We start from the raw sequence: 13,884 nt of genomic DNA on the forward strand, positions 1-13,884 counted from the left end.
ATTTCTTTATCAAAATCAGAGAAATAATTTTTCAACCTTCGCTATCGATCGCGGCAAACAACATAAGACCACCCTGTCGCCGGCTAGGATCTTAAAGTCTCCCAGAGCGATGATCCCTTCACCCTCCCGGATCACACCGCCAATAATGGCCGATCGGGGGAAATCGAGTTCCTTGATCATCTTTCCATTCACCTCCGAAGACGCTTTTACGATAAACTCAAGCATTTCGGCATTCAGGTTGTTCAACCGGGTAAGTGCAACCACCTCCCCTTTACGAACATGGCGGAAAATGTTATTCGCAGCCAGAAGCTTTTTATTGATAAGGGTATCGATACCTATGGAATGTGATAGCTGAAAGTAATCCATGTTCTCTACCAGGGCAATGGTCTTCTTGATATTCTTGGATTTCGCCACAAGGCAAGACATGATATTGGTTTCCGAATTTCCGGTTACCGCGATAAAGGCATCCATATCCTGAATATCTTCCTCTTCCAGAAGCTCCACATTGCGCCCGTCCCCGTTTATGATCAGGGCATTAGGCAACATGTCGGCCAGATCAAAGGCCTTGGCCTTATCCTTCTCTATAAGCTTCACCTTGAACTTACTTCCACAGAGATCACGCGCCGTTTTAAATCCGATCTTACTCCCTCCAAGGATCATAACGTTCTTAATATCGGTTCGGGTTTTCCCGGTAAGCTTATAAAGTTCATCCACCCCCTCTTTCGAGGTTACGAAATAGGCCTGATCGCCCTCTTTAAACACAGTATCTCCGCGGGGAATCAGTGTATATTGGGTTCCGAATCGCTGTATGGCAATAGGCACAAAATGTAGTTCGGGAAATATGCTCGCAGCCTCCTTTACGGTCTTACCCACAAAAGGCGCTGTGCGCTGAAGGCTGGTCCCTACCATGATAAGCGCACCATCTTCGAACTCGTAACTGTCATTAAAGGCACTCTGATCTAGAAGTAGCTGGATCTCTTCTGATGCCAGCTGTTCGGGAGAAATAAGCTCATCTATCCCGAGAGAAGCGAATTTTAGCTCCTCCTTATTATAGATGAACTCTGTATTGGAAATACGTGCTATGGTTCGCTTACATCCCAACTGCTTTGCCAGAAAACACAATGTGATATTGGTAGTCTCAGAAGCGGTAACCCCGATCACCAGGTCCGAACTGTCTACCCTCGATTCCTTAAGCACCGAAACAGAGGTGGCATCACCCTTTAAGACCTTTATATCAAGGTGGGTATCTGCGTAATTCAGACTTTCTTTATCGATATCAATAAGCGTGATGTCCTGGGATTCATACGATAGTAATTTCGCCAAGTGGAACCCTACTTCACCAGCACCCGCAATAATTATTTTCATTGAAGTATGTGCTATTCTAAAACAAATATAGATTAAAATAAAATTCTTAACTAAGATCGGCCATCCCTTTCTGATTTAGGTGTTTCAGATATTTACATTATACTATCTTTGCCAAAAACTTATTCTATGGCAAAAAAGGTCACCCCATATAAAGATTCTGAGTTAGGCAAGAAACAACAGGTCACCCAGATGTTCGATACCATTTCCGGTAATTACGACGGACTCAATCGCGTGATCTCCTTTGGTATCGACGTAAAATGGCGCAAGAAGGTAGTTAGGACCATTGCTGCAACCAACCCTGAAAATGCCCTTGACATTGCCACCGGAACCGGAGACCTTGCCATACAAATGGCCGTAGCCATGCCAAAAGCCAAGGTTACCGGACTTGACATTTCTCCGGGTATGCTCGAAGTGGGTAAGACCAAGGTGAAGGATAAAAATCTGGAATCAAGGATCAATATGGTCATAGGAGATAGTGAGGCTCTGCCATTTGAAGAAAACACCTTTGATGCCATCACCGTAGCTTTCGGGGTACGTAATTTCGAAGACCTGGAAAAGGGACTGGCAGAAATTCACCGCGTGCTTAAACCAGGTGGTATCTTTGTGGTACTGGAAACCTCTGTTCCGGTAAAATTCCCCTTCAAGCAAGGGTATCAGATGTACAGTAAGATGATCCTCCCTCTTATAGGACGCATCTTTTCTAAAGACCGTTCGGCCTATGCCTACCTGTCTGAATCGGCATCTGTTTTTCCTTTTGGAGAGGCCTTCAACAATATTTTGAAAAAAACAGGGTTTATAGAGGTAAGCGATAAGCCGCAGACTTTTGGAGTCGCCACCATCTATGAAGCTTCAAAAGCCTAACTTAAAATAAATGATGCCCGCCCCCACGTATGCATTATAGTTTCTATATTTAAGAACTGTAACACAAATCGACCATAGTGACCAGAACATCTTTAATAGCCTTTTTCGCCATTTTCGTTAGCGTAGCATCCTATGCGCAGTTCAATGAAAACCCCATTCTCAATCTCGAGAACGAAGACAAGAAGTTGGTTAATTGGGGCTACTTTCTCGGAATGAATCAATACGGCTTTAAGATCGACTATAAAAATGACGATGGCATTTATATCCTTGACGGAAAGTCTAACGGATTTAACGTAGGACTTATCGGAGAATTGCGCTTGAACGACCACCTCGATCTCAGGCTCGAACCGGGACTGTTCTACACCCAAAGAGATCTGGGCTTCCCGAACTTTCCCACCGACTCTCCCGATTTTATCAGAGAAACCAAGTCTACCTATATTCACATCCCCCTGTTACTGAAGGCCAGCACTAAACGTCTTGGGAATTTCAAACCCTACCTGGTAGGCGGGGTATCCACATCGATCAACCTGAGCAGCGAAGAAAGAAGCAAGGAAGACAACACTTCAGGAAAGTTCAGAATGACCACCAACACCTATTACTACGAAGTAGGATTCGGGATCGACTTTTACCTGTATTACTTTAAATTTTCCCCGTCAATACGCGGTGTGTTCGCCCTTACCGATGAACTCATCCCGGACAACGACCCTAACAGTCCGTGGACCGGGAACATCGACGGACTCTACAGCCGGGCGATATTTATCAATTTCACTTTTGAATAGCAGAGATCAGGGATTATTTCTCCTGAACTCACTTAAGAGAATAGCGGTCGCCGTAGCTACGTTAAGGCTTTCGGTCCTGTTGCCTTCGCCAAAACGCGGTATGCTAAGCACCCCGGTAGCCAGCTCCCGCACCGCTTCAGAAAGTCCGTTAGCCTCATTCCCCATTACCAGGATCAGCTCTTCCGGCCAGGAGGCCTCATAGGTATTGATCCCATCCATATCGGCAATATAGACCGGGCGCTCATCATGAGCGAGAAATTCAGGAAGATCCTTATAGGCCATACGCACCCGCGACAAAGACCCCATAGTGGCCTGTACGACCTTCGGATTGTAACAATCTACCGTATTCGGAGAACACAATAGCTGAGGAATACCAAACCAATCGCACAATCGAATAATGGTCCCCAGGTTACCCGGATCGCGCACATCGTCTAAAGCCAAAACCACGCCTGAGCTTAGTGGCTCTTCCTGTGCAGGGATCCGGAATACGCCAAGTACTCCGGCAGGTGTTTTTAAAGCACTCATTTGCTGAAGCTCCTTGTTGCTTACCGGAACCACTTCTAAAGGCAGAGGTGGCAGTGCTTCGGGATCTACAGCGTAAATCCCCTCACAAACCAGGTCCGAATCCAGAAGTTCTAAAACGCCCTTACGGCCCTCTGCGATGAACATGCGCTTCTCTTCCCTATATTTTTTTAGGCGTAAGCTTTTTATTAGTTTTAATTGACTTTTCCCAACCATTGAAATAATGTAGTATTTTTGATCTCTAACAAACCAATTGCCCGATTGAAAGATCTTTATGTAAAAATAACGGTAATCCTGTTATTAACCCTAATCGCCTCCTGCAATGCCGTGAAAAATGTGAATGAGGGCGAATACCTGTTACGCAAAAATACCATATTACTTAACGGTGAAAAGATCAAAGACCCGGAAATTGAAGGCATCGTGCTTCAGCAGCCCAATGCACTTAGCAGACTTCATATTTACAATCTGGCCAAACCCAACGGAGACTCCATTTACATTGCACGATTACAGGAAAAGCTGGAAGATCCCGGTTTTACAGACAAGGTGATCTCCCCCAAACAGCTCGCCCAGATAGCAGATTACAAGATCAGACTCAATAACTTCATCAAAAGAACGGGGGAGGCGCCCGTGATCATCAATCAAAAGCTCACCGAAAGGAGCGCCCGCAGATTAAAGCAATATTACGACAACAGGGGATATTTTAACTCCAGGGTAACCTACGAAAAGGACACCGCCAATTACGGAGCGAAGAAAGCCGGCATGACCTATGCCGTAGAAAGCATGGAACCCTACCTTCTGGATACGATAAAGACCTACATACCTTCATTGGCTGTCGATTCGATCTACAAGGCCAATATTGCCGGATCTCACCTGAAGTCCGAGGAACGCTTTGACCTGAACAACTTCAGCGCAGAAAGAGAACGCCTTAACAGGTTGTTTCTGAATTCAGGAATCTACAAGTTCCAGCTTTCCAGTATTGCCTTCGACCTTGAGGCCGATACCGTCTCAGGATCAGAAGACCGGAAAATGCCGGTTACCGTGGCCATTAACGACATGGTTACCCGGGTAGAAGATACACAAAACGTAAAACCCTATAAGGTCCATGAGATCGACGAGGTGAACATCTATGCAGATTACCAATTCAATTCGCCGGCCACAGACAGCATTCACCACGAAGGATATGTGATCTGGTTCCGTGATAAATTAAAATACAAACCCAGTGCACTTACCGATGTAATGGCTATTGCTCCCGGCGACATCTATCGCGACAGGGATCGCAGCCTGACCGCCAGACAGATCGGAAACCTGCAAACCTTTAAATACCCCAATATCGCTTACCGATATAGGGAAGACAGCGACTCCCTGCTTATTACCAATGTGTACCTGTCGCCCAGAAAACGATTTTCCCTTGGATTCAACCCGGAGGTCTCCCACTCTAACATTCAGGATATCGGGATCTCCCTGTCTACCTCCCTGGTGAGCCGAAATGTCTTCAGAGGAGCCGAGACCCTGGAATTCGCCCTTAGAGGGACCATAGGGTCATCATCTGAGCTCAGCAACGCAGGTGAAAACTTTTTTAATATCGCAGAGATCTCAGGAGATATACGCCTCAACTTCCCACGTATCGTCTCACCGTTCAACACCTCAAAGATCATCCCTAAATACATGACCCCTCAAACCCGCATGTCAATAGGTACGATCATTCAGCAAAATATTGGTCTTGACAAGCAAAGTGTGAACGGTATTCTCCGGTACAACTGGTCACCGACACCATTTCGCAAGAACCTTTTCGAACTTATCAATATTCAGTTCATTCGCAACCTGAACACCGACCGCTATTTCGAGGTATACCGAAACAGCTATAACGACCTTAATGATATTGCCGACAACTACCAGGACGACCTCCCGGCCGATTACTTTAACGAACAAGGCAACCTGATCATTCCGGAAGGGACCACCGCCTTCACCAACGAGGTGCTTAACAACGATTTTCCCGTAACCGAAAATGAACTGGAAGAGGTAAACCGTATTGAAGAAAGACGCGATCGTCTTACCGCAAACAACCTGATCCTGGGATCGGGATTCACCTGGTCAAAGAACAACCGACAGGGGTTTCAGGATAATAATTTCTACTCGTTCAAGACCAAGTTCGAACTGGCGGGTAACACCCTTTCCCTGCTTTCAAACTTTTTGAATTTTCCTCAGAACGATAACGGACAAAACGAGATCTTCGGAGTGGCCTACTCCCAATACGTCAAGACCGACATCGATTTTATAAAATACTGGAACCTGACATCAGACCAGGTTCTGGCCTTCAGAAGCTTTCTGGGTATCGCTATTCCCTATGGTAACGCCCAAAGTATACCTTTTCTGCGTTCGTATTTTGCAGGAGGCTCTAACGACAACCGTGCCTGGGAGGCTTATTCCCTGGGGCCGGGTCGGGTAGACAACCTGAACGATTTTAATGAGGCCAACCTCAAGATCGCCCTGAACCTGGAATACCGGTTCGGTCTAATTGGCCAATTCAAAGGCGCCCTCTTTGCCGATGCCGGAAACATCTGGAACGTGCTCGACAATGTCACCCAGGAAGAAGCCGTTTTTGAAGACCTGAGCTCGCTTTCAGAGATCGCCCTGGGAACAGGCTTCGGACTGCGTTACGACTTCAGCTATTTTGTATTTCGCTTCGATATCGGATTCAAGACCTACAATCCCGCCGAACAAAATGGATCCCGCTGGTTTACAAACTATAACTTCGCCAATGCCGTTTACAACATTGGAATCAATTATCCTTTCTAAGCGGTCTAATTTTATTATTTTTGCAAGGATTACTTTTTCATATAACATCATAATATTAATTCTATGAGTCTGAACATAAAACCAGGAGTAGCTACCGGAGATGACGTTCAAAAGATCTTCGAGCATGCGAAAGAACATGGATATGCGATTCCGGCGGTAAACACCATCGGAAGTAACAGCATTAATGGAGTATTGGAAACTGCTGCAAAGCTCAACTCTCCCGTTATTATTCAATTTTCTAACGGAGGAGGGCAGTTCATCGCCGGAAAAGGACTTTCTAATGAAAACCAAAAGGCTGCCATCGCAGGTTCTATCGCGGGTGCTAAGCACGTTCATGAGCTTGCTAAAGCTTACGGGGTCGTTGCTATCCTCCACACGGACCACTGTGCTAAAAAACTACTTCCCTGGATAGACGGTCTTCTTGACGCTAGTGAAGCGCACTTCAAAGAAACCGGAAAACCACTATTTAGCTCGCATATGATCGACCTTTCTGAAGAGCCGATCGAGGAGAACATTGCGATCTGCAAGGACTATCTTGCCCGTATGGATAAAATGGGAATGACCCTCGAGATCGAGCTGGGTATTACCGGTGGTGAAGAAGACGGAGTAGACAACACCGACGTTGACGACTCTAAACTTTACACCCAACCGGAAGAAGTGGCTTACGCCTATGAAGAGCTCCTGAAGGTGAGCCCTCGCTTTACCATCGCAGCAGCATTTGGTAACGTTCACGGGGTTTACAAACCAGGTAACGTAAAACTTACTCCAAAGATCCTTAAAAATTCTCAGGAGTATATTTCTGAAAAATACAACGTTCCTCACAACACGATCAACTTCGTATTCCACGGAGGATCAGGATCTAGCCTTGAAGAGATCAGAGAATCTATCGGATACGGTGTGATCAAAATGAACATCGACACCGACCTCCAGTACGCTTACATGGAAGGAATCAGAGACTATGTGTTAAGTAAAAAAGATTATCTTGGCGCCCAGATCGGAAATCCTGAAGGAGACGATGTCCCTAATAAGAAGTATTACGATCCGAGAGTTTGGTTGAGAGAAGGAGAAAAAACTTTTGTAACACGTTTAGAAAAGGCCTTTGAAGACCTGAACAACATTAATTCTAACGATAAATAAAAATTGCCCCGCCCCCAGGGCGAGCATATGTATTAAATCCTACAATAATGGCTTGGTTCAAAAGAAAAGAGAAAGGTATTCAAACCGCAACCACAGAGAAGAAAGACACTCCTAAAGGGTTGTGGTATAAATCGCCAACGGGAAAGATCGTTGAAGCCGATGAGCTTGCCAAGAATTTCTATGTAAGTCCGGAAGACGATTACCACGTTCGTATTGGTAGTAAAGAATATTTTGAGATCCTGTTTGACGACAATAAGTTCAAGGAGCTGGATGCAGATCTGGAAGCTCTTGACCCTTTAAAGTTCGAAGACACCAAGAAATATTCTGAGCGCCTGAAGGCCGCCAAGAAGAAAACCAATCTGAAGGATGCGGTGCGTACCGCTGTTGGAAAATCAAAAGGGAAAGACCTTGTAATTGCCTGTATGGATTTCGCCTTTATCGGTGGATCTATGGGTAGTGTTGTTGGTGAGAAGATCGCCAGAGCGATCGACTATTCGATCAAGAACAAGATCCCTTTCATGATGATCTCCAAATCTGGTGGTGCCCGTATGATGGAGGCTGCCCTTTCACTCATGCAGCTGGCTAAGACAAGTGCTAAACTTGCTCAGCTTGCAGAAGCAGGGATTCCGTACATTTCACTATGTACAGACCCTACAACAGGTGGAACTACCGCTTCTTACGCGATGTTAGGAGATATCAACATCGCCGAACCGGGAGCCCTTATCGGTTTCGCTGGTCCGCGTGTAGTTAAGGAAGCTACTGGGAAAGACCTCCCTAAAGACTTCCAAACTTCAGAATTCCTTCTTGAGCACGGTTTCCTGGATTTTATTTCTCATCGTAGAAATCTCAAGGATAAAGTAAACCTTTACCTTGACCTGATCCAGAATCAAGTTGTAAGAAAATCATAAGGATACATTACAAAATGAAAAGCCCTCCACATGGAGGGCTTTTTTTTTATAAACGACTTTGAACTTCCTTTATCGCAGTACGATCTCCCTGCTTACTCCAGCCTCTGTGATGAGCATGGCCTTATTGTCACAATTCCCATCCCCAAAATCAAGAGAGGCCGAAAATACATTCTTGCTGATATCCATAACTCCGGACACAATGAATCTGCACGCCCACTCCCTGCGAAGCTTTTCAGTAATGGTTGCCTGGTAGGTTTTAACCAGCACCTCGTTAAGGTAGGTCTTAACGGTTCGGTCGCCGCCGATGAGCACCACATTATCGCCCCAGGTACCACTGCCATATCCCTCGATCCATTCGCGGGTGGTCGTACCGGTTACTTCTGCATGAACCCCTGCCGGATGCTCTATCCTTAGTTCGGTAGACACTACCGATTCAGGATTTCCCAACGTAAGACTTTCAGGCCATGTACGTGTGATCTCCTTTCTTCCTGTAACTGCGAGATCATTCACGAAGAAGTCCTCGGTTTCGACTACGATCTCTGCCTTTCGCAATTCATGATCACGAGCGATCAGCATAATAAGCTTACCCGAGTACTCCAGACCGTTAGCCAGGGTGCAACCAGCACCAAAATCTACTACCCGGGTGATCAGCCCCCCTTCGGCCGTGGTAGTCACCACTACACATTCCGGCAAGGCAGGCTTCTCAGCCGATTCAGCTTTAGCACTCACCACTTCATCGGCAGACACGGCCTCTGCTATATCGTCCAGCTGGTCTGAGATAAACTCCGACTGAAGATCGAGCTCTACTTCTTCAACAGGAATAAGCGCCTGCTCCGCTTCGTTTTCGCTATCGTTGGAACAGCCTGTGAACAAGGCCACAGACATAGACAAGAATGCGCATAACACTTTAGTTTTCATAGGATCTAAGTTTAATTGTTATTGATTTAGGACTACATAAAATATAATAGGTTTAAAACGCAGGCGAATTAAATTTATTGCTATATTTGCAGCCTTGTTAGCAAGGGTTGCTGACAAATACATAAAAATCATTTAAATAATATTGGCATGTATCTAAACAAAGAAGTTAAAGCCGAGATCTTTAAAAAGCACGGTGGTAGCGAAAGCAACACCGGTTCTGCAGAAGGACAGATCGCACTATTCACACACAGAATCAATCACCTTACCGGACACCTTAAGAAAAACCGCAAGGATTTCAACACCGAGCGCTCACTTGTTCGCCTGGTAGGTAAAAGAAGAAGCCTTCTTGATTATCTGAAGAAGAAAGATATCGCAAGATATCGTGCGATAATCAAAGAATTAGGACTGAGAAAATAAAAACGAGGGGGCATTTTGCCCCCTTTTTTGTTTCCCTGTCGAGAAATTAGTTGATTACACAACCCTTTTTGTAGCTTTTTCCTCGCAACTATTACAAAAAAGCTTAAATTACATAGTTTTTCATTGGGTAACCACTACAACTACACAACAACAACACAACACCCACTGTATACATTACAGTACCCAATTGTATAACATCAGCCCGCTAAGTATCGGGTTTAATGAAAAACTTTATGATTCCTGAAGTACACAAAGAAATTATTGAATTAGGAGATGGTAGGACCATTTCCATCGAAACAGGGAAATTAGCCAAACAAGCCGACGGATCGGTTGTAATTCGCATGGGCGATGCCATGCTCCTGGCTACCGTAGTATCTGCAAAAACATCGAATCCTGATATAGACTTCCTGCCATTGACAGTAGACTATCGTGAGAAATTTGCCGCTGCCGGTAGATTCCCTGGAGGATTCTTTAAAAGAGAGGCGCGTCCAAGCGACCAGGAGGTGCTTACCATGCGTTTGGTAGACCGTGTTCTGCGTCCGCTTTTCCCAAAAGACTATCACGCCGAAACTCAGGTAATGATCCAACTCATGTCTCACGACGACGAGGTGATGCCTGATGCCCTTGCCGGACTCGCAGCTTCTGCATGTATTCAACTTTCTGACATTCCTTTCGAATATCCGATCTCTGAAGTACGCGTTGCTCGTGTTAACGGTGAATTTATCGTAAACCCAAGCAAGTCGCAACTTAAAGAAGCCGACATCGACATGATGGTAGGAGCTTCTGAAGATTCTGTTGCTATGGTTGAGGGCGAGATGAAAGAGGTTTCTGAAAAAGAAATGGCCGATGCGATCAAGGTTGCACACGAAGCTATCAAAGATCAGATCGCTGCTCAAAATCGCCTGGTAGAAAAAACAGGAGGTAAGAAACCTGCTCGCGAATACGAAGGTGAAAAGGAAAACGAGGAGATGCAAAAAGCCATCTTCGATTTTGCTTACCAGAAATGTTACGACATTGCCAAGGCAGGTACCTCTAAACAAGAGCGCAGTGAGCAATTCGCTGAAGTAAAAGAAGCTTGTAAAGAGCTGTTCTCAGAAGAAGAACTCGAAGAGAACGGAGATCTTGTGGGCAAATATTTCGGAAAAGCTCAAAAAGAAGCGGTTAGAAGATTGATCCTTGACGAAGGAATTCGTCTCGATGGTCGTGCTACAAACGAGATCAGACCGATCTGGTGTGAAGTAGACTACCTGCCTTCTACACATGGTTCAAGTATCTTTACACGTGGAGAAACTCAGGCGCTGGCTACAGTTACCCTGGGAACCTCTAAACAAGCAAATGTTATTGACCTCCCAACAGAGCAAGGTGAAGAAAACTTCTACCTGCATTATAACTTCCCTCCATTCTCAACCGGTGAAGCCCGTCCAATTCGCGGAACATCAAGAAGAGAGATCGGACATGGAAACCTTGCCCAACGTGCTCTTAAAGGAATGATCCCAGCAGATTGTCCTTACACTGTGCGTATCGTATCTGAAGTACTCGAGTCTAACGGATCGTCTTCTATGGCTACAGTATGTGCGGGAACTATGGGACTTATGGACGCAGGAGTTCAGCTAACAAACCCTGTATCTGGAATTGCAATGGGACTGATCACCGACGGTGAAAAGTACGCTGTACTTTCTGATATCCTTGGAGACGAAGATCACCTTGGAGATATGGACTTTAAAGTAACCGGTACCGCTAACGGTATTACCGCTTGCCAGATGGATATCAAGATCAAAGGACTTTCTTATGAGATCCTTGAGAACGCACTGGAGCAAGCAAGAGAAGGACGTATCCACATCCTTGGTAAACTTACCGATACGATCGCCGAGCCAAGAGCTAGTGTGAAAGCGCACGCTCCGAAGATCGTTACCGTTACTATGCCTGGAGAATTCATCGGAGCCCTTATCGGACCTGGTGGTAAAGTGATCCAGGAGCTTCAGAAAGAAACTGAAACCGAGATCGTGATCAACGAAGAGAACGAAATGGGTATTGTAGAGATCCTTGGTACAAGCCAGGAAGGTATCGACAAGGTTATTGCCAAGATCGACTCCCTGACCTTTAAACCTGAGGTAGGCACTGTTTACGAAGTACAGGTGATCAAGATCCTTGACTTTGGTGCTGTAGTAGAATACGTAGAGGCTCCGGGGAACGAAGTACTGCTTCACATCTCTGAACTCGACTGGAACCGCACAGATAACGTAACCGACGTGGTAAACATGGGCGATGTATTCGAAGTAAAATACTTCGGTATCGATCCTAAGACCAAGAAGGATAAAGTTTCACGTAAAGCCCTTCTTCCTAAGCCGGAAGGCTATAAGGAGAGAGCTCCAAGAAACGATCGTGACGGTGGTCGCAGAGACAACCGCGGAGGACGCGATAACCGTGGAGGACGTGATAACCGCGGAGGACGTGATTCACGTAGCGGCGGTGGAAACAGAGACCGCAACAACAACAGATAATCAACTTATCTAAATAGAAAAAGCCCGGCAATTATGCCGGGCTTTTTTATGTTATAGTATAAACGTCTACCAATAGCTACATAACTTCATTTCTTTTCGCCTTTACACCTTTACCTCTTTACACCTTTACACCTTTACACCTTTACCTCTTTACCTCTTTACCGATCTACCTGTATACCAGGCTACCGGCCTACCCGCTTACCTAACCACCTCCAACACCATAAAAAAGTGGGCAATGGCACCAGCCAGTACAAAAAAGTGCCAGATCACATGCTGAAATCGCAGCTTCTTTAGAAGGTAAAAGATCACTCCGGTAGTGTAAAAGGCACCACCGATAAACATCATGTAAATTCCATTTTCGGGTACTCGAGCCATCACATCACCCCAATACAGCACGACGAGCCATCCCATAATAAGGTAGAGCAGCACAGAAAGTAGTTGAAAGCGACCGGTAAAGAAAACCTTTAGCAGGGTCCCAATAAGTACGATGCTCCAAACAATGGCAAATATGGTCAATCCGGGGGCTCTATAAAGGGAAACCAGTGCAATGGGAGTATAGGAGCCGGCGATAAGAAAATAGATGCTTATATGGTCCATTTTACGCCATAAGAATTTTTGTCGCTCCCCCTTCACAAAATGATATATGGCCGAGGATGAGAACAAAAGGATCATTGATAAGGAATAGATAAGGATACTTGCGGTACTCCATGCGGTTTTCCCGGCATCGGCCAGTAGCAGGACTACCAATCCAACTACCCCCAACACGGCTCCCAGACTATGGGACCAGGTGTTCCATTTTTCTTCTTGCGGACTTTGGATTCTCATAATGGGATATTGGGGTTTTACAGTTATGCGGTTATACAGTTATGCAGTTACGTGGGTACGTGGGTACGTGGGTACGTGGGTACAAAGTTACGAAGACTGCAACTCACAAATCGATCATAATGGTATTAAGAAACGTTGATGCATCAAATACCCCTTCCGACAGCGCTTAAAGCGCTGCCACCTTCCCCTGGGAGGGGAAGGTGATCGTTGTTTTGGTTATAAGACGTTGATGCTTGAACGAACCACCCCGTCTCATGGCGATGCCATGAGCCAGCCCTCCTTGGAAAGGAGGGGATAGCTCTGTTTTTATAGTGAGCCTTTGGGTCAACTTTAAACACCCCTTCCGTCTGGCCGGAAGGCCAGCCACCTTCCCCTGAGAGGGGAAGGAGATCGTTTTTTAGTAATAAGATGTTGATGTTTGAACAAACCACCCCGCCTCCACCTCTCGATACGATCGCTTCGCGATCACTCGAGGTGACAACTGTTAAGTCCGTACGCATTACGACACCTTGCTACCTTTATTCCTTCACTTCTTAACCCTTAACACCTGTCACCTTACTTCATGAGATTGCCACGTCGGCTTGCAGCCTCCCTGTCTGTCGTCAGGCAGGCTCACAAAGACACCCTTGCCTCTCGATACGATCGCGGCGCGATCACCATACCTTCCATATGAGCGCATATTTTCGGTAGACAAGCTCGAGGTGACAACTACTAAGTCCGCACACATGATAACACTTGGTCTCCCACTCCCATCCTTGGAGAACCACCCCGTCTCATGGCGATGCCATGAGCCACCCCTCCTTTGAAAGGAGGGGATAACTTCCTTCTTCTATACACATATGATCCATCGAAGTA

11 protein-coding genes are annotated in these 13,884 nt (G+C 45.8%); 7 read left to right on the forward strand and 4 right to left on the reverse strand.

What is annotated here, in order from left to right; genetic code table 11:
• Positions 1-15: 15 nt before the first annotated feature.
• Positions 16-1,365: a Trk system potassium transporter TrkA gene (trkA, locus tag IS446_RS02855; protein WP_203058372.1), complete on the reverse strand. Its 1,350-nt coding sequence runs from the start codon at positions 1,363-1,365 to the stop codon at positions 16-18.
• Positions 1,366-1,491: 126 nt separating this feature from the next.
• Here trkA and ubiE point away from each other — a divergent pair, with 126 nt between their 5' ends.
• Together ubiE and porT are read left to right on the forward strand one after the other, a co-directional pair.
• The gene (ubiE, locus tag IS446_RS02860; protein WP_203058373.1) at positions 1,492-2,226 is read left to right on the forward strand and encodes a bifunctional demethylmenaquinone methyltransferase/2-methoxy-6-polyprenyl-1,4-benzoquinol methylase UbiE; all 735 of its coding nucleotides are present in this window, start codon (positions 1,492-1,494) and stop codon (positions 2,224-2,226) included.
• A gap of 77 nt (positions 2,227-2,303) precedes the next feature.
• On the forward strand, positions 2,304-3,005 hold the full coding sequence (gene porT / locus IS446_RS02865) for a type IX secretion/gliding motility protein PorT/SprT (protein ID WP_203058374.1): 702 nt from the start codon (positions 2,304-2,306) through the stop codon (positions 3,003-3,005).
• Positions 3,006-3,011: 6 nt separating this feature from the next.
• Here the strand turns inward: porT and IS446_RS02870 are convergent, their stop codons facing one another.
• Positions 3,012-3,674 carry an RNA methyltransferase gene (locus IS446_RS02870; protein WP_317192154.1) on the reverse strand — a complete coding sequence of 221 codons (663 nt, stop codon included), beginning with the start codon at positions 3,672-3,674 and terminating at the stop codon, positions 3,012-3,014.
• Positions 3,675-3,788: 114 nt separating this feature from the next.
• On the opposite strand from IS446_RS02870, the gene tamL reads away from it, so the two are divergent.
• From tamL to accD, 3 genes are all read left to right on the forward strand, one after another.
• Positions 3,789-6,323: a translocation and assembly module lipoprotein TamL gene (gene tamL / locus IS446_RS02875; protein ID WP_203058379.1), complete on the forward strand. Its 2,535-nt coding sequence runs from the start codon at positions 3,789-3,791 to the stop codon at positions 6,321-6,323.
• A 63-nt stretch (positions 6,324-6,386) separates the two neighbouring features.
• Positions 6,387-7,460 (forward strand): class II fructose-bisphosphate aldolase, encoded by a 1,074-nt coding sequence (gene fbaA / locus IS446_RS02880; RefSeq protein WP_203058381.1) that lies wholly within the window; start codon positions 6,387-6,389, stop codon positions 7,458-7,460.
• Positions 7,461-7,507: 47 nt separating this feature from the next.
• Positions 7,508-8,368, forward strand: coding sequence for an acetyl-CoA carboxylase, carboxyltransferase subunit beta (gene accD / locus IS446_RS02885; RefSeq protein WP_203058383.1), 861 nt, complete (start codon positions 7,508-7,510; stop codon positions 8,366-8,368).
• Positions 8,369-8,437: 69 nt separating this feature from the next.
• Here the strand turns inward: accD and IS446_RS02890 are convergent, their stop codons facing one another.
• Positions 8,438-9,286 carry a hypothetical protein gene (locus tag IS446_RS02890; protein ID WP_203058385.1) on the reverse strand — a complete coding sequence of 283 codons (849 nt, stop codon included), beginning with the start codon at positions 9,284-9,286 and terminating at the stop codon, positions 8,438-8,440.
• A gap of 147 nt (positions 9,287-9,433) precedes the next feature.
• Between IS446_RS02890 and rpsO the strand changes: the two genes are divergently transcribed.
• Positions 9,434-9,703, forward strand: coding sequence for a 30S ribosomal protein S15 (gene rpsO, locus IS446_RS02895; protein ID WP_203058393.1), 270 nt, complete (start codon positions 9,434-9,436; stop codon positions 9,701-9,703).
• A 233-nt stretch (positions 9,704-9,936) separates the two neighbouring features.
• Positions 9,937-12,204, forward strand: coding sequence for a polyribonucleotide nucleotidyltransferase (locus IS446_RS02900; protein WP_203058423.1), 2,268 nt, complete (start codon positions 9,937-9,939; stop codon positions 12,202-12,204).
• 198 nt (positions 12,205-12,402) lie between these two features.
• Here the strand turns inward: IS446_RS02900 and trhA are convergent, their stop codons facing one another.
• The gene (gene trhA, locus IS446_RS02905) at positions 12,403-13,029 is read right to left on the reverse strand and encodes a PAQR family membrane homeostasis protein TrhA (protein ID WP_203058401.1); all 627 of its coding nucleotides are present in this window, start codon (positions 13,027-13,029) and stop codon (positions 12,403-12,405) included.
• Positions 13,030-13,884 lie beyond the last annotated feature (855 nt).

This window comes from Robertkochia sediminum (genome assembly GCF_016786255.1).
In the GTDB taxonomy this organism is placed as follows: Bacteria; Bacteroidota; Bacteroidia; order Flavobacteriales; family Flavobacteriaceae; genus Robertkochia; species Robertkochia sediminum.

Bases quoted from the DNA above. Each gene is read 5' to 3' on its own strand.
- trhA (WP_203058401.1), bottom strand. From the start codon at position 13,029: ATGAGAATCCAAAGTCCGCAAGAAGAAAAATGGAACACCTGGTCCCAT.
- rpsO (WP_203058393.1), top strand. From the start codon at position 9,434: ATGTATCTAAACAAAGAAGTTAAAGCCGAGATCTTTAAAAAGCACGGT.
- fbaA (WP_203058381.1), top strand. From the start codon at position 6,387: ATGAGTCTGAACATAAAACCAGGAGTAGCTACCGGAGATGACGTTCAA.
- IS446_RS02900 (WP_203058423.1), top strand. From the start codon at position 9,937: ATGATTCCTGAAGTACACAAAGAAATTATTGAATTAGGAGATGGTAGG.
- ubiE (WP_203058373.1), top strand. From the start codon at position 1,492: ATGGCAAAAAAGGTCACCCCATATAAAGATTCTGAGTTAGGCAAGAAA.
- IS446_RS02870 (WP_317192154.1), bottom strand. From the start codon at position 3,674: ATGTTCATCGCAGAGGGCCGTAAGGGCGTTTTAGAACTTCTGGATTCG.
- IS446_RS02890 (WP_203058385.1), bottom strand. From the start codon at position 9,286: ATGAAAACTAAAGTGTTATGCGCATTCTTGTCTATGTCTGTGGCCTTG.
- accD (WP_203058383.1), top strand. From the start codon at position 7,508: ATGGCTTGGTTCAAAAGAAAAGAGAAAGGTATTCAAACCGCAACCACA.
- trkA (WP_203058372.1), bottom strand. From the start codon at position 1,365: ATGAAAATAATTATTGCGGGTGCTGGTGAAGTAGGGTTCCACTTGGCG.